This window comes from Streptomyces sp. NPDC052020 (assembly GCF_040680575.1).
Taxonomy (GTDB): Bacteria; Actinomycetota; Actinomycetes; order Streptomycetales; family Streptomycetaceae; genus Streptomyces.
Genome location: NZ_JBFAWY010000010.1, coordinates 106,316 through 130,277 on the forward strand (window position 1 = coordinate 106,316; position 23,962 = coordinate 130,277).

General features: G+C 73.1%; 19 protein-coding genes. 16 read left to right on the forward strand and 3 right to left on the reverse strand.

The features are described 5' to 3' along the window. Positions 1–324: 324 nt before the first annotated feature. Positions 325–1,596, forward strand: a complete 1,272-nt coding sequence (locus AB0L74_RS13130) for a hypothetical protein (protein WP_365649757.1) — start codon at positions 325–327, stop codon at positions 1,594–1,596. Here the strand turns inward: AB0L74_RS13130 and AB0L74_RS13135 are convergent. Then, on the reverse strand, positions 1,586–2,572 hold the full coding sequence (locus tag AB0L74_RS13135; RefSeq protein WP_365649760.1) for an ATP-binding protein: 987 nt from the start codon (positions 2,570–2,572) through the stop codon (positions 1,586–1,588). The genes AB0L74_RS13130 and AB0L74_RS13135 overlap by 11 nt on opposite strands. Positions 2,573–2,673: 101 nt before the next feature. On the opposite strand from AB0L74_RS13135, the gene AB0L74_RS13140 reads away from it, so the two are divergent. After that, positions 2,674–3,498 carry an oxidoreductase gene (locus AB0L74_RS13140; protein ID WP_365649763.1) on the forward strand — a complete coding sequence of 275 codons (825 nt, stop codon included), beginning with the start codon at positions 2,674–2,676 and terminating at the stop codon, positions 3,496–3,498. A 701-nt stretch (positions 3,499–4,199) separates the two neighbouring features. On the opposite strand, the gene AB0L74_RS13145 is transcribed toward AB0L74_RS13140, so the two are convergent. Beyond that, positions 4,200–5,033, reverse strand: coding sequence for an HAD-IB family hydrolase (locus AB0L74_RS13145; RefSeq protein ID WP_365649766.1), 834 nt, complete (start codon positions 5,031–5,033; stop codon positions 4,200–4,202). Positions 5,034–5,627: 594 nt separating this feature from the next. Between AB0L74_RS13145 and ssd the strand changes: the two genes are divergently transcribed. The 7 genes from ssd (at position 5,628) to AB0L74_RS13180 (ending at position 11,118) form a co-directional block, all read left to right on the forward strand. Then, a complete protein-coding gene (gene ssd, locus AB0L74_RS13150) occupies positions 5,628–6,734 on the forward strand; it encodes a septum site-determining protein Ssd (protein ID WP_365649768.1) in 1,107 nt (368 codons plus the stop codon). Then, the gene (locus AB0L74_RS13155) at positions 6,731–8,125 is read left to right on the forward strand and encodes a TadA family conjugal transfer-associated ATPase (protein ID WP_365649771.1); all 1,395 of its coding nucleotides are present in this window, start codon (positions 6,731–6,733) and stop codon (positions 8,123–8,125) included. Before ssd ends, AB0L74_RS13155 begins: the two co-directional genes overlap by 4 nt. After that, a complete protein-coding gene (locus tag AB0L74_RS13160) occupies positions 8,109–8,984 on the forward strand; it encodes a type II secretion system F family protein (protein ID WP_365649774.1) in 876 nt (291 codons plus the stop codon). Before AB0L74_RS13155 ends, AB0L74_RS13160 begins: the two co-directional genes overlap by 17 nt. Further along, complete coding sequence (locus tag AB0L74_RS13165; RefSeq protein ID WP_365649777.1) at positions 8,981–9,769, forward strand: type II secretion system F family protein; 789 nt, start codon at positions 8,981–8,983, stop codon at positions 9,767–9,769. The genes AB0L74_RS13160 and AB0L74_RS13165 overlap by 4 nt, the downstream gene beginning before the upstream one ends. Before the next feature lie 230 nt (positions 9,770–9,999). Beyond that, a complete protein-coding gene (locus AB0L74_RS13170; protein WP_044382406.1) occupies positions 10,000–10,212 on the forward strand; it encodes a DUF4244 domain-containing protein in 213 nt (70 codons plus the stop codon). Further along, positions 10,199–10,600, forward strand: coding sequence for a TadE family type IV pilus minor pilin (locus AB0L74_RS13175; RefSeq protein ID WP_365649780.1), 402 nt, complete (start codon positions 10,199–10,201; stop codon positions 10,598–10,600). Before AB0L74_RS13170 ends, AB0L74_RS13175 begins: the two co-directional genes overlap by 14 nt. A gap of 32 nt (positions 10,601–10,632) precedes the next feature. After that, complete coding sequence (locus AB0L74_RS13180; RefSeq protein ID WP_365649783.1) at positions 10,633–11,118, forward strand: Rv3654c family TadE-like protein; 486 nt, start codon at positions 10,633–10,635, stop codon at positions 11,116–11,118. Positions 11,119–11,175: 57 nt separating this feature from the next. Here the strand turns inward: AB0L74_RS13180 and AB0L74_RS13185 are convergent, their stop codons facing one another. Beyond that, complete coding sequence (locus tag AB0L74_RS13185; RefSeq protein WP_365649786.1) at positions 11,176–13,800, reverse strand: DEAD/DEAH box helicase; 2,625 nt, start codon at positions 13,798–13,800, stop codon at positions 11,176–11,178. Positions 13,801–13,882: 82 nt separating this feature from the next. On the opposite strand from AB0L74_RS13185, the gene bldG reads away from it, so the two are divergent. From bldG to topA, 7 genes are all read left to right on the forward strand, one after another. Further along, a complete protein-coding gene (gene bldG, locus AB0L74_RS13190) occupies positions 13,883–14,224 on the forward strand; it encodes an anti-sigma factor antagonist BldG (RefSeq protein WP_010986038.1) in 342 nt (113 codons plus the stop codon). Positions 14,225–14,329: 105 nt separating this feature from the next. Beyond that, positions 14,330–14,761, forward strand: a complete 432-nt coding sequence (locus AB0L74_RS13195; protein WP_365649789.1) for an ATP-binding protein — start codon at positions 14,330–14,332, stop codon at positions 14,759–14,761. A 366-nt stretch (positions 14,762–15,127) separates the two neighbouring features. Next, on the forward strand, positions 15,128–17,533 hold the full coding sequence (locus AB0L74_RS13200) for a sodium-translocating pyrophosphatase (RefSeq protein WP_365649792.1): 2,406 nt from the start codon (positions 15,128–15,130) through the stop codon (positions 17,531–17,533). Between the two features lie 246 nt (positions 17,534–17,779). Then, on the forward strand, positions 17,780–18,370 hold the full coding sequence (locus AB0L74_RS13205) for a small secreted protein (RefSeq protein WP_365649795.1): 591 nt from the start codon (positions 17,780–17,782) through the stop codon (positions 18,368–18,370). Between the two features lie 362 nt (positions 18,371–18,732). Further along, positions 18,733–20,253, forward strand: coding sequence for a class I SAM-dependent methyltransferase (locus AB0L74_RS13210; protein ID WP_365649798.1), 1,521 nt, complete (start codon positions 18,733–18,735; stop codon positions 20,251–20,253). Between the two features lie 331 nt (positions 20,254–20,584). Beyond that, the gene (locus tag AB0L74_RS13215) at positions 20,585–20,782 is read left to right on the forward strand and encodes a hypothetical protein (RefSeq protein ID WP_365649801.1); all 198 of its coding nucleotides are present in this window, start codon (positions 20,585–20,587) and stop codon (positions 20,780–20,782) included. 267 nt (positions 20,783–21,049) lie between these two features. Beyond that, the gene (topA, locus tag AB0L74_RS13220; RefSeq protein ID WP_365649804.1) at positions 21,050–23,911 is read left to right on the forward strand and encodes a type I DNA topoisomerase; all 2,862 of its coding nucleotides are present in this window, start codon (positions 21,050–21,052) and stop codon (positions 23,909–23,911) included. The last annotated feature ends 51 nt before the right edge of the window (positions 23,912–23,962 follow it).

Consider the following 23,962-nt stretch of genomic DNA (forward strand, 5'->3'; position numbering starts at 1 on the left):
GTCTCCTCCGGGGCTACGCGGTCGCGGTACAGGGGGGCCCTCGCACGGGGCGGGGGTGGCGCGGCCGTGGGTCACGGCGTCTAGCGGCGGGATGAGACAACGCTCAGTAAACAGATCGTAATGGGGAGTAAAGGGCAGGCATAGATTGTCCATGCAAACGGCGTAATAACCCACTCTGACGAGTGAAACAGCCCTTTAGTCGGCTTGTCGTATTAACTCCTTCTCGCCTCCGTGCGACCTTGGCCAACGCCGACGGCACCGCCCGGCACGGCGATCGCCCCCCATCAGCGTTGGCCCGAGAGAAGGAAAGAAGGTGGGCGGAACATGGCCGCCACCCACAGAATCGGCGCGGGAGCCGCGCTCGCCGCGGTCTGCGCCGCGGCACTCGCCGGCTGCGGAACCGGCACCGGAGCGTCCCGGCAAGGGGCGCACGGCCCCCGCGAGGCGACGTCCGTCCCCGCCCCCGGGAGGGCGGTAGGACTGATCGGCGACGGCTCCACCGCCTACACCGGGGCGCAGCCGCGTCTGCCCCGGCCCGAGCGCCTCAAGCCCGGCCGGAAGCCGCCGCAGTTCGTGGTGTTCTCCTGGGACGGCGCGGGGGAGGACGGCCAGAAGCTGTTCTCCCGCTTCCGCCAGGTCGCCAAGGACAACGACGCGACGATGACGTACTTCCTCAGCGGGGTGTACCTGCTGCCGGAGGACAAGCGCGAGCTGTACCGGCCGCCACGGCACTCCCCGGGCCGTTCCGACATCGGCTTCAACGACGCGCGGGGGATCGCCGACACCGTGGAACAGCTGCGCCTGGCGTGGCTGGAGGGCAATGAGATCGGCACCCACTTCAACGGCCACTTCTGCGGTGCCGCGGGCGGGGTCGGCGACTGGTCGGTGGAGGACTGGAAGGACGAGATCGCCCAGGCGAAACGTTTCGTCAAGACCTGGAAGACCAACGCCGGGATGACGTCGGCGGCCCCGCTGCCCTTCGACTACGACAAGGAGCTGATCGGCGCCCGCACGCCCTGTCTGGAGGGCCGGGAGAACTTCCTGAAGGCCGCCCGCGAACTGGGCTTCCGATACGACAGCAGCGGCGTCAACGACCAGGTCTGGCCGGAGAAGAAGCAGGGGCTGTGGGACCTGTCGATGCAACTCGTCCCGTTCCCCGGGCACTCCTTCGAGCAGCTCACCATGGACTACAACTTCATGGTCAACCAGTCGGGCACCACCACCCAGGGCGACCCGTCGCAGCACGAGCGCTGGGGCGACGAGATGCGCGACGGCCTCCTCCAGGGCTTCTACCGGGCCTACGACGGCAACCGCGCGCCGCTGATCATCGGCAACCACTTCGAGTCCTGGAACGGCGGCACCTACATGCGCGCCGTCCAGGAGGTCGTCGAGCACGTGTGCACCAAGGAGGAGGTGCGCTGCGTCTCCTTCCGGCAGCTCGTGGACTGGCTGGACGCCCAGGACCCCGGGACCCTGCGCAAACTGCGCACCCTGAAGGTCGGCGAGGCCCCCAAGGGAGGCTGGGCGTCCTTCCTGTCCGCCGCGCCCGCCCCGGCCCCGAGGGGCGTGCCCGGGGCGCCGACCGTCAGGCCGTAGCCGCGGCCACCACGCCCTCGCCGAGCACGAACCCGGGGTCCACCTGGCCCGCCAGGTCGGCCCCGGTGCGCTCGTTGCCCCAGGAGCGGGCGTTCTTCAGGTGGAAGTGCACCATCTGGCGGGTGTAGCGCTCCCAGTCCCGCAGCTCGTACGTCGCGTCGACGGCCGCCTGGAGGGTGCGCAGGGCCTGGCGGTTGGCCTCCTCCAGGGTGCCGAACCGGGGTGGTCGGCCCTTCTCCAGGGCGCGCACCCAGTCCGAGTGCCCGACCGTCACGAGCAGGTCGTCCCCGACCTCCGCGCGCAGGAAGTCGAGGTCGTCCGGGCCGTGCACCTTGTTGCCGACGACCTTCAGGGCGACGCCGTAGTCGGCGGCGTACTCCTTGTACTGGCGGTAGACGGAGACCCCCCGGCGGGTCGGTTCCGCGACGAGGAAGGTGAGGTCGAAGCGGGTGAACATGCCGGAGGCGAACGAGTCCGAGCCCGCCGTCATGTCGACGACGACGTACTCGTCACGGCCGTCGACCAGATGGTTCAGGCACAGCTCGACCGCTCCCGTCTTGGAGTGGTAGCAGGCGACTCCCAGGTCGTCGTCCGTGAAGGGACCGGTGACCATCAGGCGGACCGTGCCGCCCTCCAGCTCCACCGGACGGGCGCAGGCCTCGTACACCGGGTTGTCCTCGCGCACCCGCAGCAGCCGCGAGCCCTCGCCGGGCGGTGTCGTCTTGATCATCGTTTCGGCGGAGGCGATCCGCGGGTTGCTGCCGCGCAGGTAGTCCTTGATCAGCGGCAGGTGCCCGCCCATCGCGGGCAGGGCGGCGGCCTCCGCCTCGTCGAGGCCGAGAGCGGTCCCCAGGTGCTGGTTGATGTCGGCGTCGATCGCGACGACGGGTGCGCCGATGGCGGCGAGATGGCGGATGAACAGGGAGGACAGCGTCGTCTTGCCGCTGCCGCCCTTCCCGACGAAAGCAATTTTCATGTTCACCAACGGTAGCGGCGCGACAGCGGTCCGTCGCGCACGGACGTGAAGAAGACCACTCCTTCGTGGGGTGGGGGGCCGGTGTGCGTAGGGTCGTACTCATGAGTACGACAGGCGCGTCCGCCGATCCGCTCGCGGCCCTGGGCTCGCTGCCCGGAGTGGCCGATTCCGTGGAGTCCGTGCGCAAGGCCGTGGACCGGGTCTACGGGCACCGGGTCATGCGGCGCCGCAGCAACGAGATCACGTCCGAGGCGGCGCTGCGCGGCGCCCGGGGTTCGGCGGCGCTGTCCGGCGCGGACTGGGCCCTGGAGGAGGTGCGCCGGCGTACCGACTTCAGCGGCGACGACGAGGCGCGCACCATGGGGGCGGCCCTGCGGCTGACCGCCGAAGCGGGGCAACTGCTGTCCATCTGGCGGCAGTCGCCGCTGCGGGTGCTGGCCCGGCTGCATCTGGTGGCCGCAGCGGAGCACACCGAGCGGGTGGGGCGCCCGCGCCAGGCGGGCGAGGCGGTCGACGAGCCGCTGCCGGACCTGCCGCTGCCGAGCCCGGCCGAGGTGTCCGCCCGCCTGGACGGTCTGTCCGAGCTGATCATCGCCGGAGGTTCGGCGCCCGCGCTGGTGACGGCCGCCGTCGTGCACGGCGAGATCCTCGCGTTGCGCCCGTTCGTCTCCCACAACGGCCTGGTGGCGCGCACGGCCGAACGCATCGTCCTGGTCGGCAGCGGCCTCGACCCCAAGTCCGTCTGCCCGGCGGAGGTGGGCCACGCCGAGCTGGGCCGGACGGCCTATCTCGCGGCGTTCGAGGGGTATCTCTCCGGCACCCCCGAGGGCATGGCCGCCTGGATCGCGCACTGCGGCAAGGCCGTGGGGCTGGGGGCGCGCGAGTCGACGGCGGTGTGCGAGGCGCTGCAACGCGGGGCCGCGTGAGAAGGCGTTTCCGGCGAAATCCCGGCGGTGGGGGGCGTGACCCGGGGGGAGTGTGACGCGGCAGAGGCGTGACCCGGGGGAAGCGCGACGGGGGAGAAGCGTGACGCGGGAGAAGCGTGGCGCGAAAGAGGCGTGACCTGAGAGAAGGGTGACGCGAAAGAGGCGTGACCTGAGAGAAGAGCGGCCCGGGTGAACGGTGAGAAAAGCGATGCGGAATGTGTGAGGGGCGTAAATGCCTGACACCGGAGCGGAATCGCGGATTCGCCGGGAAAAGGCCCCCGGGCGGGGGCCTCGCAGGGTTGCGGCGGTACGAGTGCTCGTACCGCCGCTGGCATGACCACCGGGTTACCAGGCGTCCTCGTATGTCGCCCATCAGGTCGGGTACTTTGCCCGTCACCTGGTGCGGCTGGCCCGTAATCGACGGGTCGACGTCGCGTGGGTGCCCGGTGTTCATGCTCGGTCCGTGGGGCCATTCTGCGTTTCTTAAGGTGATCCTTTCGGATGTCCTTGGTCTCGCGGGCCGTGAGTCCTTTGTACTCCAGAACGGGAGTGAAGCGGAAGTCCTGGCCGCACTTTTTACTTTTACGTTCAAACGGGCGTAAAGGAGCCGCCCTCCGACGGAGCCCGGCGGGGTCCGGCCGGGCAGCGCGGGGCGGGGCTCTGTGGGGCGGGGCGTGCCGGGGTGTGCTGGCGTGTGCCGGTCAGGCCGCCGCGGACCGGCGCCGGGACGCGTACCAGACGAGACCCGCGGTGGCGGCCGCGGCTCCTATCGCCGCGGCGGCCACGAGCGCCGGACGCGGCGGGACGGAGAGCCCGGGGATGCGCTGCTTGAGCCGGACGGGCCGGTGGAAGTCGAGAATCGGCCACTCGCGCGCGAGGGCCTCCCGGCGCAGCGCGCGGTCCGGGTTCACGGCGTGCGGATGGCCGACGGACTCCAGCATCGGCAGGTCGGTCACCGAGTCGCTGTAGGCGTAGCAGCGGGAGAGGTCGTACCCCTCGGAGGCGGCCAGCTCCCGGACGGCCTCCGCCTTCGTGGGGCCGTAGGCGTAGTACTCCACCTCCCCGGTGAAGCAGCCGTCGTCGCCGACGACCATGCGGGTGGCCACCACCCGGTCCGCCCCGAGCAGTTCCCCGATCGGTTCGACGACCTCCGCGCCCGACGTGGAGACGATCACGACGTCACGGCCGGCGGTGTGGTGCTCCTCGATCAGGGAGGCGGCCTCGTCGTAGATGATCGGGTCGATCAGGTCGTGCAGCGTCTCGGCGACGAGTTCCTTGACCTGCTGGACGTTCCAGCCGCGGCACAGTGCGGACAGGTACTGGCGCATGCGCTCCATCTGGTCGTGGTCGGCGCCGCCCGCGAGGAAGACGAACTGGGCGTACGCGGTGCGCAGGACCGCCCTGCGGTTGATCAGCCCGCCTTGGTAGAACGACTTGCTGAACGTGAGCGTGCTGGACTTCGCAATGACCGTCTTGTCCAGATCGAAGAAGGCCGCCGTGCGGGGCAAGGAGTGGTTTTCCACGACCCCGAGCATAGGCGCAGCCCATTCGGCGTAAGGTGGGGCGCGTGGGTTTGCCTGAGAGAGCTCTCGGGTACACCATGGAAGTCACGGATCGTTCGCGACCGTGCTAACCCGGTCCGACTCCTCCCCCCCCCGAGTCGGCCGTGGAGACGACCCCCGCTCTCCCCCCCGGCGGGGGTCGTCGCATGTCCGGGCGGGTTTTTCTCCTTCGCGCCTGAGCGCGTGCCCCGGCGGAGCGCCGAGCGGCGCCGCTCGATACCTCCCCCCGATTGTTCACGGTGCGTAGTCATCGGACTCCTCTGCGGAAGACGTCCGTGTGAAGGCGGACCATCACCGGTATGGGGGGCGGCGATATTCACAAGCGTCGGGTTGTCCACAGTTTTCAACCAAGATCCACATGATTTCCAGGATCGCCGCACGGTGATTCCGGCGTGCCAACGGCCGCATCGAGTTCCGGGCCGGATCTGTTTGCCCGGCGCGCCCGGCCGGTTTCCGCCGGCCGTTCCCGTGGAGGCCGCTCGGCGGTTCTTCGCACCCAGGCGAGCGCGGGGCCGCAGGGACCCCGTGAGAGATGCCGCGGCACACGCGGCGAAGGGGGGACCGACCGTGGCCGGAACCGTCACACACGACCCGCCGCCCACCGCCGGAGGGCGGCAGGGCGGGCCGTTGATCGTCACCGAGGACACCGAACTCCTCGACGACCTGCTGCGCCTGTGCGCGGCCGCCGGAGCCACCCCCGAGGTGCACCACTCGGTGCCCGGACGCCGGGACGGATGGGAGGCGGCACCGCTGGTCCTGGTGGGCGACGACGCCGCGCGGCGGGTGCGCGGGGTCGCGCGCCGACGCGGTGTCGTGCTGGTCGGCCGCGACCCGGACGACTCCGGTGTCTGGCGGCGGGCCGTCGAGATCGGCGCCGACCATGTGCTGGTACTGCCCGACGGCGAACAGTGGCTGGTCGACCGCATCGCCGACGTCGCCGAGGGCGTCGGACGGCCCGCGCTCACCGTCGGCGTCATCGGCGGCCGGGGCGGCGCCGGGGCGTCCACCCTCGCCTGCGCGCTCGCGGTCACCTCCGCCCGTGCGGGGCTGCGCACCCTGCTGGTCGACGCCGATCCGCTGGGCGGCGGCCTCGACGTCCTGCTCGGCGGGGAGACGGCCGGCGGACTGCGCTGGCCGGCGTTCGCCGCCTCGCGCGGGCGGGTCGGCGGCGGCGCCCTGGAGGAGTCCCTGCCCCAGCTGCACGGGCTGAGGGTGCTCAGCTGGGACCGGGGCGGCGACTGCGTCGCCGTGCCGCCGCAGGCCGTACGTGCGGTGCTGGCCGCGGCCCGGCGCCGGGGCGGCGCGGTCGTCGTCGACCTGCCGCGCCGCGTCGACGACGGGGTCGCCGAGGTCCTCGCCCAGCTCGACCTCGGGCTTCTCGTGGTCCCCGCGGAACTGCGCGCGATCGCCGCGGCCGGGCGGGTGGCCGCCGCCGTCGGCATGGTCCTGGGCGACCTGCGGGTCGCCGTGCGCGGTCCGTACGCGCCCGGCCTCGACGACCGGGAGGTGGCCCGCCTGCTCGCGCTGCCGCTGGCCGGCGAGGTGCCGGTGGAGTCCGGCCTGCTCCGCGCGGACCCGGGGGGACAGCCCCCCGGCTCCACCGGCCGCGGCCCGCTGGCGCGGTTCTGCCGGGAGTTCTGGGAGCGGGCGCTGAGGGAGGCGGGGACCGTATGAGGCGCGCGGGAACGGCGGCGAGGGGTGTGATCCCGGCGTCTTCGGGAGTGAGGGGAGCCGGGCCGGCGGCCGTGGGGCCCTTGGGCGGCGAGCCGCCGGACGTGGTGGACGTGGGGGCGGCCGGTGCGCCACCGGGGCCTCTGGACGCTGTTCCGGGGCTCTTGGAGGGGGTGCGGCAGTGGCTCGCCGAGCGCGGGGCGGAGCCGACTCCCGCGCGGGTCGCGCAGGCCCTGCGGGAGCACGGGCGGGTGCTGGGGGACGCCGAAGTCCTCCGGGCCGCCGAGCGGCTGCGCTCGGAGCTGGTGGGGAGCGGGCCGCTGGAGCCGCTCCTGGCCGACCCCTCGGTCTCCGACGTCCTGGTGTCCGCTCCCGACCGGGTCTGGGTCGACCGGGGCGGCGGACTGGAGCTGACGTCCGTGTCGTTCGCGGACGCCGGGGCGGTACGGCGGCTCGCGCAGCGCCTGGCCGCGGTGGCCGGACGCCGCCTGGACGACGCCCGGCCGTGGGTGGACGCCAGGCTGCCCGACGGGACCCGGCTGCACGCCGTGCTGCCCCCCGTCGCCGTCGGCTGCACCTGCCTGTCGCTGCGGGTGGTCCGCCCCCGCGCCTTCACCCTCGACGAGCTGATGGCGGCGGGCACGGTGCCGCCGGGCGGGGACCGGGTGCTGCGGGCGCTCGTGCGGGCCCGGCTGTCGTTCCTGGTGAGCGGCGGGACGGGCAGCGGCAAGACGACGCTGCTGAGCGCGCTGCTGGGGCTGGCCGGACCCGGCGAGCGGATCGTGCTGGCCGAGGACTCGGCGGAGCTGCGGCCCGACCATCCCCACGTCGTGCGCCTGGAGACCCGGCCCGCCAACCAGGAGGGCGCGGGCCTGGTGACGCTGGAGGACCTGGTGCGGCAGGCGCTGCGGATGCGCCCGGACCGGCTGGTCGTCGGCGAGGTGCGCGGCGCCGAGGTGGTCCATCTGCTCGCCGCCCTGAACACCGGCCACGAGGGCGGCTGCGGCACGGTGCACGCCAACGCCGCCGCGGACGTACCGGCCCGGCTGGAGGCGCTCGGGACGGCCGCGGGGCTCGACCGGGCGGCCCTGCACAGCCAGGTGGCGGCGGCCCTGTCGGTGGTGCTGCACCTGGTGCGGGACCGGTCCGGGCGGCGCCGTATCGCCGAGGTGCGCGTGCTGGAACGGGACGCGGCGGGTCTGGTGCGGACGGTACCGGCACTGCGCTGGGGCGCGGAGGGCTTCGCGTACGAGCGGGGGTGGGAGCGGTTGCGGGAGTCGCTGCGGATGGGGTGTGGCCGGGGCGGTGACGACAGGCGCGGGCGCGTGGACGGCGGTGACGGGTGTCCCGCGAGGGAGTGCGCGGGGAGGTGCGCGGATGACCGGGATGGGTGAGGCGCAGACGGGGGCGTCGGTCGCCTGCCTGGGGGCGGCGGTGTGGCTCGCCCTTGGCTGGCAGGCCGGGAACCGGCGGGCGCGGCTGCTGCTCGCGGGCGGCGGAGCGGGCGGGAGCGGACCGCCGGCGGCGGCTCACCGGGTGGCGGCCGGGCTGCGGCGGGTCCGGGGGCGGCTGCGGGCCGAGTGGTGGGCGGTGGCGGCCGGGCTGGTGCTGGGGGTCCTGGGCGGCTCGGTGCTGCCCGCCGTCGCGGGGGCGGCCGGTGTGCCGGTGCTGCGGCGGATGCGGCGGGCCGCGGGGGAGCGGCGCGCGCGGGAGCGCCGGGCGGACGCGGTGATCGCGCTGTGCTCGGCGATCGCCGGGGAGGTCCGGGCCGGGCGGCAGCCGGGCGAGGCCCTGCTGTGCGCGGCGCGCGAGGGCGAAGGGCTCGGTGACGGGCAGGCGACGGTGCTGGCGGCGGCGCGGTTCGGCGGAGATGTGCCGGGCGCGCTCGCGGCGGCGGCGCGTGAACCGGGCGCCGACGGGCTGCTGGGCCTCGCCGCGTGCTGGCGGGTGGCCGTCGACCGGGGCGCCGGACTCGCGGCCGGGCTCGACCGGCTGGAAGGGGCGCTGCGCGCCGAACGCGACCAGCGCGCGGACCTGCGGGCCCAGGTGGCGGGCGCCCGCGCCACGGCCGTGATGCTCGCCGGTCTCCCGGCGCTGGGCCTTCTCCTCGGCACCGCGCTCGGCGCCGACCCGCTGCACGTACTGCTGCACACGGGCGCGGGGCTGGGCTGCCTGCTGGCCGGGGCGGCGCTGGAGGGCCTGGGGACGTGGTGGGCCGTGCGGATCGTGCGGGGAGCGGAGGAGACGGCGTGAACGGGGACGTTGTCCACAGGCTGGGGGTGGTCCCGGGGGCGGTGCTGGTGCTCGCCTGGGCGGCGCGGTGGGCGGTCGCCGTCCGGCGCGAGCGCCGGGCGCGGCGGCGGATCGCGGGGCTGCTGCCCGGCGAACCGCCCGGTGCCGGGCGGCGGGCCGACCTGACCGGTGCCGCGTGGACGTGGCTGCCGCTGATCGGCACGGCAGGGGCCGGATGGCTGCTGATCGGGGGCGTGCCCGGCGCCGCGGTGGGGACGGCCGCCGCGGCCGTGCTGGGGCGCCTGCGGGCCCGGCAGTCGGCCGCCGCGGCGACCGCGCGGGCCGCCGGTGCCGCGGAGGCATCCCGGCAGCTCCCCTTGGCGGCCGATCTCCTGGCCGCGTGCATCGCGGCGGGCGCCGGTCCGGTCGTCGCCGCCCGGGCCGTGGGTGAGGCGCTGGGCGGGCCGGTCGGGGACGCACTGGCACGGGGCGCGGCCGAGGTACGCCTCGGCGGTGAACCGGGGGAGGCGTGGCGGCGGCTCGCCGCGCTCCCGGGGGCCGGATCCCTGGCCCGGCTGCTGGAACGGGCCGATGTGTCCGGGCTCCCCGCGGCCGGTCCGGTGGGACGGCTCGCCGCGGACGCCCGCGCCGACCGGGCGCGCGCCGCGACGGCCCGGGCCCGGCGGGCCGCCGTCATGGTCACCGCTCCGGTGGGGCTGTGCTTCCTGCCCGCGTTCATCGCGATCGGCGTCCTGCCGGTGGTCATCGGGCTCGCGGGCGGGGCGCTGGGAGGGGGCGGCCGATGACCGGGACGTAGCAGAAACGACAGAAACCGCAGAAGCGACAGAGGCAGCAGAAATAGCAGAAGCGCGACAGAAACAACGGAAAACAGCAGAAGCGATAGAAACAGCAGAAACAGCAGAAGCGACAGGAACGACGGAAACGACAGAGGCATCAGCAACGAGACGGCGGCGGTGCACAGCGCAGTCGCCGTGGCGAGCAGTAGCCGACCAAGCTGACCTTCACGGGGGTTGAGATGTATCGATTCGTACGGACGTGGATGCGCGCCCTGGTGGCGCGGCGGGCCCGCGCGGCGCGCCGGGACGCGGGGATGGTCACCTCGGAGTACGCCATGGGGATCGTCGCGGCGGTGGCCTTCGCCGTGATCCTCCACAAGGTGCTGACGAGCGGTCCGGTCGTGGCCGAGCTCCAGAACATCGTGAAGCAGGCGCTCGATGCGCGGATGTGAGCGGGGACTGCGCCGGGGAGGCGACGGGGGGTTCGTGACCGCGGAGACGGCCGTGGTGCTGCCGGTGCTCGTGATGTTCGCGATGGCTCTGGTGTGGGGGCTGATGGTCATGGCCGCGCAGATCCAGTGCGTGGACGCGGCCCGGACCGGTGCCCGCGCCGCGGCCCGGCAGGACCCGGACGGGGCCGTCGTCGCCGTGGCCCGCGAAGCCGCGCCGCGCGGCGCGACGGTCACCGTCAGTAAGGAGTCCCACCGGGTCCGCGTGGTCATCGCGGCGAAGCCGCTGGGCGGCCTGCCCTTCGAGCTGCGCGAGGAGGCCGTGGCGTCGGTGGAGTCGGCGGCCGGGGCAGGCGCAGGGGCAGAGGCCGGAACGGGGGCCGGGCCGTGAGGGGCGGGCTCGGCGGGTTCGTGAACGGCGGGTTGGTCACGGGCAGCCGGTCGCGGGGCGCCGCGCCAGGAGCGCGAGCGGTCGCCGCTCATCGGTTCGTCCGGGCAGGCCGGTCGGACCGTGGCTCGGCCACCGTCTGGAGTCTCGCGGTGCTGGCCGCGCTGTGCGTGGTGTTCGGCGCCGTACTGGCCCTGGGGCAGGCCGTGGTGGCCCGGCACCGCGCGGCGGGTGGCGCCGACCTCGCGGCGCTCGCCGCGGCCGACCACTGGTCGCGGGGCGAAGCGGCCGCGTGCGCCCGGGCGGAGCGGGTGGCCCGGGCCCACTCCGTCCGGCTGGTGCGGTGCGCCGTCACCGGACAGGTGTCGGACGTGACCGCGGCATCGGGCCGCGGGCCGTTCGCGGCGCAGGTCCGGGCGCGGGCGGGCCCCGCGGTCGAGGGGCCGGAGCCGCCGACGGGATCGGTCGGGGCGCCGCGCCCGAGGGACCGGAGCGGCCCGGGGGACGGGTGGAAACCGTGACAGGGGCGCCGTCCCGGCGTCACCGCGGCGGCCCCGGCCCACCCCCCGGCGACGCCACTACGGCTTCCGCGCGGAACCGGCCGACCGCCCCGCCACCCGGCCGCTGCCCGCCTCCGGAGCACCACCTGGAGCATTACTGGGCCCTTCCCCCGGAGCGCCACCCGGAGCACCGCCCAGACCTTCCCCTGGACCGCCCCCCGAGCCACTCCCCGTCCCACCCCCGGCCTCGCCGCTCCGCGCCGCTCCCCGCAGCAGTTCCGTGAGCAGGCGCACCGCGCCCCTCTTGTGCAGCGGGTCGTTGCCGTTGCCGCACTTGGGGGACTGGATGCAGGACGGGCAGCCGGCGTCGCACTCGCAGGAGGCGATGGCCTCGCGGGTGGCGGTGAGCCAGGCGCGGGCCGTGTGGAAGGCGCGCTCGGCGAAGCCCGCGCCGCCCGGATGGCCGTCGTACACGAAGACCGTCGGCAGGAGCGTGTCCGGGTGCAGCGGCACGGACACGCCGCCGATGTCCCAGCGGTCGCAGGTGGCGAACAGGGGCAGCATGCCGATCGACGCGTGCTCGGCCGCGTGGAGGGCCCCGCCGAGGATCTCCGGGTTGACGCGCGCGGCGTCCAGCTGGTCCTCGGTGACCGTCCACCACACGGCACGTGTGCGCAGCGTGCGGGGCGGCAGGTCGAGTTTCGTCTCGCCCAGCACCTCGCCGGTGATCAACCGCCGGCGAAGGAAGGAGACCACCTGGTTGGTGACCTCGACGGAGCCGTAGCACAGGCGCCCGTCCCCCCATGGGACCTCGACGTCCGTCTCCAGCACGGAGATCGACGTCGTGTCGCGGGCGACCGTCGAGTACGGCGGGCTGGCCGGCTCGACCAGGGCGACCGCGTCCTCCAGGTCGAGGGAGCGGACCAGATACGTACGGCCCTGGTGCAGGTGGACCGCGCCCTCGTGCACGGCGGTGTGCGCGGAGCCCGCGTCGACCGTGCCGAGCAGCCGCCCCGTCCCGGCCTCGACGACCTGCACCGGCCTGCCGCCCTCGCCCCGGATGTCGGTCAGGTCGGCGGCCCGCTCCCGGCGGGTCCAGTGCCACGCCTTGGTCCGGCGGCGCAGCAGCTTCGCCGCCTCCAGCTGGGGAAGCAGTTCCCCGCAGGACGGGCCGAACAGCTCCAGGTCCTCCTCCGTCAGCGGCAGCTCCGCCGCCGCCGCGCACAGGTGCGGCGCGAGGACGTAGGGGTTGTCCGGGTCGAGCACCGTGGACTCCACGGGCTGGGCGAACAGCGCCTCGGGATGGTGGACCAGGAAGGTGTCCAGGGGATCGTCGCGGGCCACCAGGACGGCCAGCGCTCCCTGCCCGGACCGGCCCGCGCGGCCCGCCTGCTGCCACAGCGACGCCCGCGTGCCCGGATAGCCGGCGATCACCACGGCGTCCAGCCCGGCGATGTCCACGCCGAGCTCCAGGGCGTTGGTCGCCGCCAGCCCGAGCAGTTCGCCGGAATGGAGGGCGCGCTCCAGGGCGCGGCGCTCCTCGGGAAGGTAGCCGCCGCGATACGCCGCGACCCGCCGCGTCAGCGACCGGTCGACCTCGGCCAGGCGCTCCTGGGCGATCACCGAGATCAGTTCGGCGCCGCGCCGGGAGCGGACGAAGGCGACCGAGCGGACGCCCTGCACGGTGAGGTCGGTGAGCAGGTCGGCCGCCTCCGCGGTGGCCGTGCGGCGCACGGGCGCGCCCTTCTCGCCCTCCAGTTCGGTCAGCGGCGGCTCCCACAGGGCGAACACCAGTTCACCGCGCGGGGAGGCGTCGTCGGCGACCTCGGCCACCGGGACCCCGGTGAGCCTGCGGGCGGCGACGGCGGGCTCGGCCGCGGTCGCGGAGGCCAGCAGGAACACCGGCGAGGAGCCGTAGCGGGCGCACAGCCGGCGCAGGCGCCGCAGTACCTGGGCGACGTGGGAGCCGAACACCCCGCGGTAGGTGTGGCACTCGTCGATGACGACGAATCTCAGCGACTTCAGGAAGGAGGACCAGCGGGGGTGCGACGGCAGGATGCCGCGGTGCAGCATGTCCGGGTTGGTCAGGACGTAGGTGGCGTACTGGCGGATCCACTCCCGTTCCTCGAACGGGGTGTCGCCGTCGTACACCGCGGAGCGCACCGACGCGCCGAGGGGTTGTGAAAGTTCCTTCACCGATCGGCACTGGTCCGCCGCGAGCGCTTTCGTCGGCGCCAGGTACAGCGCGGTGGCCCCCCGGCCGTTCGGGGCCCGCGCACCGTCCAGGAGCGTCGACAGCACCGGGACCAGGTACGCCAGGGACTTGCCGGAGGCCGTGCCGGTGGCGACCACCACCGACTCGCCGTCCAGGGCGTGCTCGGCCGCCCGCGCCTGGTGCTCCCACGGGTGCTCGATGCCCGCGGCCCGCAAGGCCGCGATCACCTCGGGCCGGATCCGGTCCGGCCAGACGGCATGGCGGCCCGCGCGCGGGGGCAAGTGCTCCGTATGAGTGATGCGCGCAGCCCGGCTCGGTCCCGCGGCGAGCCGGCCCAGGACCGTGCCCGGAGCCAGTCGGGAGACGGGTTCCGCCGGGGGTCGATCGGATCGGGGATTCTCGGCCATCGGCACCGAGTGTGTCACTGACGTGACGGACAATGGGAGCAAGGCGTCGTGCACGCCTGCCGGTAAGTGATTGAATGCCATCGCGGCTGGCGAACCGTCCCGGGGGCTCCAAGCCGAGGTGTCCCGAGGGGCGACCGCTCGATAGCAAGGTGCTGGAGGATCCGTGGACCTGTCCCTGTCGACCCGTACCGTCGGCGATCGCACGGTCGTCGAGGTCGGTGGCGAAATCGATGTATACACCGCGCCCAAGCTGCGCGAGCAGCTGGTCGAGCTGGTGAACGACGGCAATTTCCACCTTGTCGTCGACATGGAGGGCGTGGACTTCCTCGACTCCACCGGACTCGGCGTGCTGGTCGGCGGCCTGAAGCGGGTGCGTGCCCACGAGGGCTCGCTGCGCCTGGTCTGCAACCAGGAGCGCATTCTCAAGATCTTCCGCATCACCGGCCTCACCAAGGTGTTCCCGATCCACACCTCGGTGGAGGAAGCGGTGGCGGCCACCGACTGACCACCGCGCCGGGCCGCGCGCCCGGCCGGAAGAGTTGGACCCAGGGGGCCGGGCTTTCGGCGGCCCGGCCCCTCGACAGCACGTCCGTAGTCGCGAGGGGGATGCATGGCCACCGTCGAACTCCGCTTCAGCGCGCTGCCCGAGCATGTCCGGACCGCCCGGCTGGTGGCGGCCGCGGTGGCACGCAGGGCAGGAGTCGACGAGGCGGTTCTCGACGAGGTCAGGCTCGCCGTCGGCGAAGCGTGCAGCCGGGCCGTCGGACTGCACCGCAACGGCGGCATCACGGCACCGGTGAAGGTGTCGCTGATCGAGGACGAGAAGCAGTTCTCCATCGAGGTCGGCGACGAGGCGCCGCACGCGGCCCCCGGCGGCCTGTCCGCCACGGCGGCGGGCGACGACGTCGAGACCGAGGAGGACGAGATGGGCCTCGCGGTCATCAGCGGGCTCGTCGACGACGTCGAGGTCAAGGCCGGGCAGGACGGCGGGCTGATCCGCATGACCTGGCCCACCACGCCGCCGCCCGTGCCGGTCCCCTGACCCTCCCGGCCGCCCCGGACGCCCGGCCGCCCCGGCACGACGCCACCGCCGACCCGCCTGACCCGCTCACCCGAAAGGGCCCTACGGAGTAGGGCCCTTCGTCGTGTGCGGAGTGTGTGCGGAGCGTGTGCGGAAGTCGCGGTCCGCGCATACAGTGGTCCCGAGCGCGCATTCCGTGAACGCATTCACGACGGCATTCGCGATCAATAGCGGCGCGCGGAACAAATGGATCACGGTTGAATGCTTTCGAGGCATTACCGAGGAGCATGGAAGGCCAATTCCCATTACCGTGCCCTGTTTGAATCGGGTTCCGGTACCTACAATCCGTCCACATCTTGAGCTCAGCCCAAGCGTCAAGGAGGACGAATGGCGGGGCTTTCTACCTCATACGAGTTGGGCGACCCCTCGACGTTCGCGGCCGCGGTCCTGACCGACGGCAACCGGGTCCTGGTGGCGGTCATCGCCGCGGTCGCGCTCGCAGCGCTGGTGGTCGCGGGTCTGCTGGTGCGCCAGGTGCTCGCGGCCGGCGAGGGCACCGACGGCATGAAGAAGATCGCGGCAGCCGTGCAGGAGGGCGCGAACGCCTATCTGGCCCGGCAGTTGCGCACACTCGGCGTATTCGCCGTCGTGGTGTTCTTCCTGCTCATGCTGCTGCCCGCCGACGACTGGAATCAGCGGGCCGGCCGGTCGCTGTTCTTCCTGATCGGCGCCGCCTTCTCGGCGGCCACCGGCTATATCGGCATGTGGCTCGCGGTACGCAGCAATGTGCGTGTGGCCGCGGCGGCGCGGGAAGCGACACCGGCACCGGGCGAGCCGGAAAAGGATCTCACTCTCGTCTCGCACAAGGCGATGAAGATCGCTTTTCGCACGGGCGGTGTCGTCGGCATGTTCACCGTGGGCCTCGGCCTGCTGGGCGCCTCCTGCGTGGTGCTGGTGTACGCGGCCGACGCGCCGAAGGTGCTGGAGGGCTTCGGCCTCGGCGCGGCGCTGATCGCGATGTTCATGCGCGTCGGCGGCGGCATCTTCACCAAGGCCGCCGACGTCGGCGCCGACCTGGTCGGCAAGGTCGAGCAGGGCATCCCGGAGGACGATCCGCGCAACGCCGCGACCATCGCCGACAACGTGGGCGACAACGTCGGGGACTGCGCGGGCATGGCGGCCGACCTCTTCGAGTCGTACGCCGTGACCCTGGTCGCCGCGCTGATCCTCGGCAAAGTGGCCTTCGGCGACGCGGGGCTCGGCTTCCCGCTGCTCGTGCCCGCGATCGGCGTGCTCACCGCCATGATCGGCATTTTCGCGGTGGCACCGCGCCGGGCCGACCGCAGCGGCATGAGCGCGATCAACCGGGGCTTCTTCATCTCCGCGGTGATCTCGCTGCTGCTGGTGGCGGTGGCGGTCTACCTCTACCTCCCCGGGACGTACGCCGACCTCAAGGGCGTCACCGACGCCGCGATCCAGGGCAAGAGCGGCGATCCGCGGATCCTGGCCCTGGTCGCCGTGGCGATCGGCATCGTGCTCGCCGCGCTCATCCAGCAGCTGACCGGCTACTTCACCGAGACCAGCCGGCGCCCCGTCCGGGACATCGGCAAGACCTCGCTGACCGGACCCGCCACCGTCGTCCTCGCCGGTATCTCCGTCGGACTCGAATCGGCCGTCTACACCGCCCTGTTGATCGGCCTCGGCGTGTACGGGGCGTTCCTGCTCGGCGGTACGTCGATCATGCTGGCGCTGTTCGCGGTGGCGCTGGCCGGCACCGGCCTGCTCACCACGGTCGGCGTGATCGTCGCCATGGACACCTTCGGGCCGGTCTCCGACAACGCGCAGGGCATCGCCGAGATGTCCGGCGACGTCCAGGGCGCGGGCGCCCAGGTGCTCACCGACCTGGACGCCGTGGGCAACACCACCAAGGCGATCACCAAGGGCATCGCCATCGCCACCGCGGTGCTCGCCGCGTCGGCGCTGTTCGGGTCGTACCGCGACGCCATCACCACCGGCGCGCGCGACGTGGGCGAACAGCTCAGCGGGCCGGGGGCGCCGATGAGCCTGATGATGGACATCTCCCAGCCCGGCAACCTCGTCGGTCTCGTCGCGGGCGCGGCGGTCGTCTTCCTCTTCTCGGGGCTGGCGATCAACGCCGTGTCGCGGTCGGCGGGTTCGGTCGTCTTCGAGGTGCGGCGGCAGTTCCGCGAGAAGCCCGGGATCATGGATTACAGCGAGAAACCGGAGTACGGCAAGGTCGTCGACATCTGCACCAAGGACGCCCTGCGCGAACTCGCCACGCCCGGACTGCTCGCCGTGATGGCGCCCATCTTCATCGGGTTCACCCTCGGCGTCGGCCCGCTCGGGGCGTATCTCGCGGGCGCGATCGGCGCGGGCACGCTGATGGCGGTGTTCCTCGCCAACTCCGGCGGCGCCTGGGACAACGCCAAGAAGCTCGTCGAGGACGGCCACCACGGCGGCAAGGGCAGCGAGGCCCACGCGGCCACCGTCATCGGCGACACGGTCGGCGACCCCTTCAAGGACACCGCGGGCCCCGCGATCAACCCGCTGCTGAAGGTGATGAACCTGGTGGCGCTGCTCATCGCGCCCGCGGTGATCCGGTTCTCCTACGGTGCGGACAAGAGCACCGGTGTGCGGGTGCTGATCGCGGTGCTGGCGCTCGCCGTCATCGTCGGGGCGGTGTACGCCTCCAAGCGGCGCGGCATCGCCGTGAGTGACGAGGACAACGCCGGTCCCAAGCCCAAGTCGGCCGACCCGGCGGTCGTTTCCTAGCAACCGACACCGACAACGACACCGGCACCGGTTACCGGCACCGGTTACCGGCAGGCCGGACGGGCGCCGGCTCAAAGAGCGGGCGTGCGGCGCGCGGTGACGCACCGTACGCCCGCTCCGCGCGTCATGGGGGCGTGTGCCGTGAGCCTTCTCTCTCTTGGTGCAAATGGCTGCAATAACGGTCATCACGGAAGTTCGTCACGCGGGTGTCGCCCATCTGGCGTGTATGTTCCGGGGCCGAGAGCCATGGAAGGGACCAATCCGGTGAACAAGAAGCTCGCGGCCGCACTGTCCGGCGGTGCGGTACTGGTACTGGCGCTGACGGGGTGCGGCAACGGCGACGACAACGACAAGCTGGACTCCTGGGCGAAGCAGGTCTGCGACGCGGTGCAGCCGCAGGCGAAGAAGATCGAGTCCGCCAACGCCGCCATCCAGAAGGAGACCTCCGACAACAGCACGCCGGAGGAGGTCCAAACGACCGACTCCAAGGCCTTCCAGGACATGTCCGACGCCTACAAGGCGATGGGCGCCGCGGTCAGGAAGGCCGGCGCGCCGGACGTCGAGGACGGCGAGAAGAAGCAGAAGGACGCGGTCCGGGAGCTCGACAGCCTCTCCTCCGCCTACGCCTCCCTCAGGAAGCAGGTCGACGCCCTCGACACCAAGGACCAGGCGAAGTTCGCCGACGGCCTCAAGGACATCGCCGCCGAGCTGAACAAGCTGAGCAAGACCGGCAGCAACGCGCTGAAGGCCCTGGAGGAGGGCGACGTCGGCCAGGCGATGGCCAAGCAGGCCAGCTGCCAGTCCGCCTCGGCCTCGGCCTCGCCCACGGCGAGCTGACGGTACGACGCCAGCCGGCCGGCACGCGCGCGTGCCGCACGCCGCGGAGCTCGCCAACGCCGTCGCACGCGCGCGTGCCGCACGCGCACGGCCGGGCCGCCTCCCCGCGCGCGTGCCGTGGCAACGGCCCGGCACGCGGGGACGCTCCCGCACGGCGGCGAGCGCGCCGGGGCGTACGCCCTCCCCCGGACGGCGTACGCCCCGGCGCCCCGTCCGCCCGACGCCCCGGCGCGGCGGCGCGAGCGGCACCCGCGCCTCCTGCCGGGACGCGTGAGCGCTGCCGCCGCCCCGGACGGCGTGAGTGACGCCGTCGCCTCCCGCCCGGCGCGTGCGCTGTCGGTGCGGGCGGACACAATGGGGTCGTGAGTAACGCCAGCCTCTCCCCCCTGCCTTCCTCCGACCGTCCCGACGTCGCCGCCCGGCTCCGGGAGGCGCTGCTCGCGGCCGCCTTCACCGCCGACGGCCTGCTGGAGCTGCTCGGCGCCCCCGCCTACGCGGCGCTGTCGCGCAGCGAGACCGTGCCCGCGCTCCGGGCGACCCGCGGCGACACGCCGCTGGAGATGCTCGTACGCCTGTTCCTGCTCCAGCAGCCGGTGCCGTACGCGCGCGCCGCGGAGGTGCTGCCCGCCGAGGCCTGCCTGGAGAGCGGGTGGCTGGTGGGGACCGGCGAGGACGAGGTGGCCGCGACGGTGGACGTCCGGCCGTACGGCGGGCCCGGCGGGGAGGACTGGTTCATCGTCTCCGACCTGGGATGCGCGGTCGGCGGCGCCGGCGGCATCGGCAACCGCGCCGAAGGGGTCGTCCTGGGCGTCGGCGGCGCCTCCATGACGCTCGCCGGCATCACCGTCCGCACCCCCGTCACCTCCGCGCTCGACCTCGGCACCGGCTCCGGGATCCAGGCACTGCACGCCGCCCGGCACGCCACCCGCGTGACGGCCACCGACGTCAACCCGCGTGCCCTGCACATCACCGCCCTCACCCTCGCCCTGTCCGGCGTCCCGGCCGCCGATCTGCGCGAGGGCTCGCTGTTCGCGCCGCTCACCGAGGGGGAGACGTACGACCTGATCGTGTCGAACCCGCCGTTCGTGATCTCGCCCGGCGCCCGGCTCACCTACCGCGACGGCGGCATGGCCGGGGACGATCTGTGCCGGACGCTCGTCCAGCAGGCGGGCGACCGCCTGAACCAGGGCGGATTCGCGCACTTCCTCGCCAACTGGGAGCACGTGGAAGGGGAGGACTGGACCGACCGGCTGCGCTCGTGGGTGCCGCGCGGCTGCGACGCGTGGATCGTGCAGCGCGAGACGCAGGACGTCACGCAGTACGCCGAGCTGTGGCTCCGGGACGCGGGCGACCACCGCGGTGACGCGGCCGCGTACCAGGCGCGCTACGACGCGTGGCTCGACGAGTTCGAGGCGCGCAAGGTCAAGGCCGTGGGCTTCGGCTGGATCACGCTGCGCAGGACCGGGGCCGCCGAGCCCTCGGTCACCGTGGAGGAGTGGCCGCACCCGGTGGAACAGCCGCTCGGCGAGACCGTGCGCGCCCACTTCGAGCGGCTCGACTACCTGCGCGCCCGTGATGACGCCGCCCTGCTGGAGGCGGCCTTCACCCTGGCGGACGAGATCGTCCAGGAACAGGTGGGCCTGCCCGGCGCGGAGGACCCGGAGCACGTCGTCCTGCGCCAGAACCGCGGCATGCGCCGGGCCACCAAGGTCGACACGGTCGCCGCGGGCTTCGCGGGGGTCTGCGACGGCACGATGAGCGCCGGCCGCATCCTCGACGCCATCGCCCAGCTGCTCGGCGAGGACCCGGTGCTGCTGCGCGACCGCACCCCCGCTCAGATCCGGCGGCTCGTGGAGCAGGGATTCCTGGAGCCGGCCGGCTGACCCGCCCCCGGCGGAAGCCGCGACGCCGGGCGGGAAGGCGGAAGACCGGACGGGAACGCGGAAGACCGGACGGGAACGGGGAAGACAGGGAGAGAAGACGAGAGGCGCGGTCGTGGCCGGCTCGACCGCCCGGGGCTCCGGCCCGGCGACAGGATCGCGCCGTTTCCGTCATCTCGCTCACCCGTCGCCCGCCACGGCCGGCCGGCCGCTCGCCGGGAGCCCGCGGCCCCGCCGGTTCCGTGTTCACCTCCGGTTCGCCTCTGCGCCGCCCGCGCGTGTCAGCCTCCCCGGGCTGGGCACTCGCGGACGGCGGAGAAGGGCACGGGGAATCATGGAGAGCGGGCCGGCGGTCTTCGCGGGAGTGGTGTTCGCCCTGTTCGGAGCCGGGCTGCTGGCATGGACGGCGGTCTGCGTACGACAGCGCCGTCCCGTCGCCCAGGATGTGAGCCCGGTCGCATCGGCGGCCCTGACCGCTCTGGCCGGGACGGCGTGCCTGGCTCTCGGCGCGTGGTGCCTGACGCGCGTGTGAGCGGCGCGTTCGAGCGGTGAGAACCAGCCGCCGCCGGTGACCGGCGGATCGCACTCCGGATACGGCGGCCAGGACGGTGGGCGGTCCGGGCGGCAGGAATAGTGGTAGTCGGGTTACCGTTCGAGTGGCCGTTGCGGGCTTTTCCCGTTTGACACGGGGGCGGCATGTACCGTCACACTCCGCAGCGTCACCAGAGCCACGAAGCACGACCCGACCCCGGGAACCAGGCCGGGGAGGCCCCAGCGTCGACCGGAGAGAAGAGCGAAGTTGTCCCCGACCAGCGAGACCGCGAAGGGCGGCCGCCGACTCGTCATCGTCGAGTCGCCTGCCAAGGCGAAGACGATCAAGAGCTACCTCGGCCCCGGTTACACCGTCGAGGCGAGCGTCGGGCACATTCGCGATCTCCCCAACGGCGCTGCGGAGGTGCCCGAGAAGTACACCGGCGAGGTGCGCCGCCTCGGTGTGGACGTGGAACACGACTTCCAGCCCATCTATGTCGTCAACGCCGATAAGAAGGCCCAGGTCAAGAAGCTCAAGGACCTGCTGAAGGAGTCCGACGAGCTCTTCCTCGCCACCGATGAGGACCGCGAGGGGGAGGCCATCGCCTGGCACCTCCAGGAGGTCCTCAAGCCGAAGGTCCCGGTCAAGCGGATGGTGTTCCACGAGATCACCAAGGCCGCGATCCAGGCCGCGGTGGCCAACCCGCGCCAGCTCAACCAGAAGCTCGTCGACGCCCAGGAGACCCGCCGCATCCTCGACCGCCTCTACGGCTACGAGGTCTCGCCGGTGCTGTGGAAGAAGGTCATGCCGCGCCTGTCGGCCGGCCGTGTGCAGTCCGTGGCGACCCGGCTCGTCGTCGAGCGGGAGCGCGAGCGCATCGCCTTCCGCTCCGCCGAGTACTGGGACCTGACCGGCACCTTCGCCACCGGCCGCGCGGGTGACCCCTCCGACCCGTCGTCGCTGGTCGCCCGGCTCCAGTCGGTCGACGGCCGGCGCGTCGCGCAGGGCCGCGACTTCGATTCGCTGGGACAGCTCAAGGGCGCGCACACCCTCCACCTCGACGAGGCGAACGCCCGCGCGCTTGCCGCCGCCCTGGAGAACACGCGGTTCTCCGTGCGCTCCGTCGAGTCCAAGCCGTACCGCCGCTCGCCGTACGCGCCGTTCCGTACGACGACGCTCCAGCAGGAGGCGAGCCGCAAGCTCGGCTTCGGCGCGAAGGCGACGATGCAGATCGCGCAGAAGCTGTACGAGAACGGCTACATCACGTACATGCGTACGGACTCCACGACGCTGAGCGACACGGCCATCGCCGCCGCCCGCGCCCAGGTCACGCAGCTGTACGGCGCCGACTACCTGCCGGACAAGCCGCGCACGTACGCCGGCAAGGTCAAGAACGCGCAGGAGGCGCACGAGGCGATCCGGCCCTCGGGCGACCGCTTCCGCACGCCCGCCGAGACCGGGCTGACCGGCGACCAGTTCAAGCTGTACGAGCTGATCTGGAAGCGGACCGTCGCCTCCCAGATGAAGGACGCGACGGGCAACTCCGTCACGGTGAAGATCGGCGGCACGGCCGCCGACGGCCGGGACGTCGAGTTCAGCGCGTCCGGCAAGACCATCACCTTCCACGGCTTCCTCAAGGCGTACGTCGAGGGCGCCGACGACCCGAACGCCGAGCTCGACGACCGCGAGCGCCGCCTGCCGCAGGTCGCCGAGGGCGACCGGCTCGCCGCCGAGGAGATCTCGGTCGACGGCCACGCCACCAAGCCGCCGGCCCGCTACACCGAGGCCTCGCTGGTCAAGGAGCTGGAGGAACGGGAGATCGGCCGCCCGTCGACGTACGCGTCGATCATCGGCACGATCCTCGACCGCGGCTACGTCTTCAAGAAGGGCACGGCGCTCGTGCCGTCCTTCCTGTCGTTCGCCGTGGTCAACCTGCTGGAGAAGCACTTCGGCCGGCTCGTCGACTACGACTTCACCGCCAAGATGGAGGACGACCTCGACCGCATCGCCCGCGGCGAGGCGCAGGCCGTGCCGTGGCTGAAGCGGTTCTACTTCGGCGAGGGCACCAGCAACGGTGACGCGGCCGACGCCGGCAACGGCGACGGCGACCACCTCGGCGGCCTGAAGGAGCTCGTCACCGACCTGGGCGCGATCGACGCGCGCGAGGTCTCGTCGTTCCCCGTGGGCAACGACATCGTGCTGCGCGTCGGCCGCTACGGGCCGTACATCGAGCGCGGCGAGAAGGACACCGACCAGCACCAGCGCGCCGACATCCCCGCCGACCTGGCGCCGGACGAGCTGTCCGTCGAGCTGGCGGAGGAGTTGCTGGCCAAGCCGAGCGGTGACTACGAGCTGGGCACCGACCCGGAGACCGGTCACACCATCGTCGCCAAGGACGGCCGCTACGGCCCGTACGTCACGGAGATCCTCCCCGAGGGCACCCCGAAGACGGGCAAGAACGCGGTCAAGCCGCGCACGGCCTCCCTCTTCAAGTCGATGTCCCTGGACACGGTGACGCTGGAGGACGCCCTCAAGCTCATGTCGCTGCCGCGGGTCGTCGGCACCGACGCCGACGGCCAGGAGATCACCGCGCAGAACGGCCGCTACGGCCCGTACCTGAAGAAGGGCACCGACTCGCGCTCCCTGCAGTCCGAGGACCAGCTCTTCACGATCACGCTGGAAGAGGCGCAGGCGATCTACGCCCAGCCCAAGCAGCGCGGTCGCGCCGCGGCCAAGCCGCCGCTGAAGGAGCTGGGCGAGGACCCGGTCAGCGGCAAGCCGGTCGTGGTCAAGGACGGCCGCTTCGGCCCGTACGTCACCGACGGCGAGACCAACGCGACCCTGCGCTCCGGCGACAGCGTCGAGACGATCACCCCGGAGCGCGGCTTCGAGCTGCTCGCCGAGAAGCGCGCCAAGGCGCCCGCCAAGAAGACGGCGAAGAAGACGGCCGCCAAGAAGGCCCCGGCCAAGAAGGCGACGACGGCGAAGACGGCCGCGAAGAAGACCACGGCGAAGAAGACGGCCACGAAGGCGACGGCCGCCAAGAAGACCACGGCGAAGTCCGCGGCGAAGACCACCGCCAAGAAGGCGACCGCTTCCCGGGCGGCCTCCGCGGCGGCGGAGGACTGAGCCGCCCCGCTCCGCTCCGGTCCGGCCCGCCCTCCTGAGCGGGCCTCCGGG

Bases quoted from the DNA above. Each gene is read 5' to 3' on its own strand.
- AB0L74_RS13130 (WP_365649757.1), top strand. From the start codon at position 325: ATGGCCGCCACCCACAGAATCGGCGCGGGAGCCGCGCTCGCCGCGGTC.
- AB0L74_RS13135 (WP_365649760.1), bottom strand. From the start codon at position 2,572: ATGAAAATTGCTTTCGTCGGGAAGGGCGGCAGCGGCAAGACGACGCTG.
- AB0L74_RS13140 (WP_365649763.1), top strand. From the start codon at position 2,674: ATGAGTACGACAGGCGCGTCCGCCGATCCGCTCGCGGCCCTGGGCTCG.
- AB0L74_RS13145 (WP_365649766.1), bottom strand. From the start codon at position 5,033: ATGCTCGGGGTCGTGGAAAACCACTCCTTGCCCCGCACGGCGGCCTTC.
- AB0L74_RS13155 (WP_365649771.1), top strand. From the start codon at position 6,731: ATGAGGCGCGCGGGAACGGCGGCGAGGGGTGTGATCCCGGCGTCTTCG.
- AB0L74_RS13160 (WP_365649774.1), top strand. From the start codon at position 8,109: ATGACCGGGATGGGTGAGGCGCAGACGGGGGCGTCGGTCGCCTGCCTG.
- AB0L74_RS13170 (WP_044382406.1), top strand. From the start codon at position 10,000: ATGTATCGATTCGTACGGACGTGGATGCGCGCCCTGGTGGCGCGGCGG.
- AB0L74_RS13175 (WP_365649780.1), top strand. From the start codon at position 10,199: ATGCGCGGATGTGAGCGGGGACTGCGCCGGGGAGGCGACGGGGGGTTC.
- AB0L74_RS13185 (WP_365649786.1), bottom strand. From the start codon at position 13,800: ATGGCATTCAATCACTTACCGGCAGGCGTGCACGACGCCTTGCTCCCA.
- AB0L74_RS13195 (WP_365649789.1), top strand. From the start codon at position 14,330: ATGGCCACCGTCGAACTCCGCTTCAGCGCGCTGCCCGAGCATGTCCGG.
- AB0L74_RS13200 (WP_365649792.1), top strand. From the start codon at position 15,128: ATGGCGGGGCTTTCTACCTCATACGAGTTGGGCGACCCCTCGACGTTC.
- AB0L74_RS13205 (WP_365649795.1), top strand. From the start codon at position 17,780: ATGGAAGGGACCAATCCGGTGAACAAGAAGCTCGCGGCCGCACTGTCC.
- AB0L74_RS13215 (WP_365649801.1), top strand. From the start codon at position 20,585: ATGGAGAGCGGGCCGGCGGTCTTCGCGGGAGTGGTGTTCGCCCTGTTC.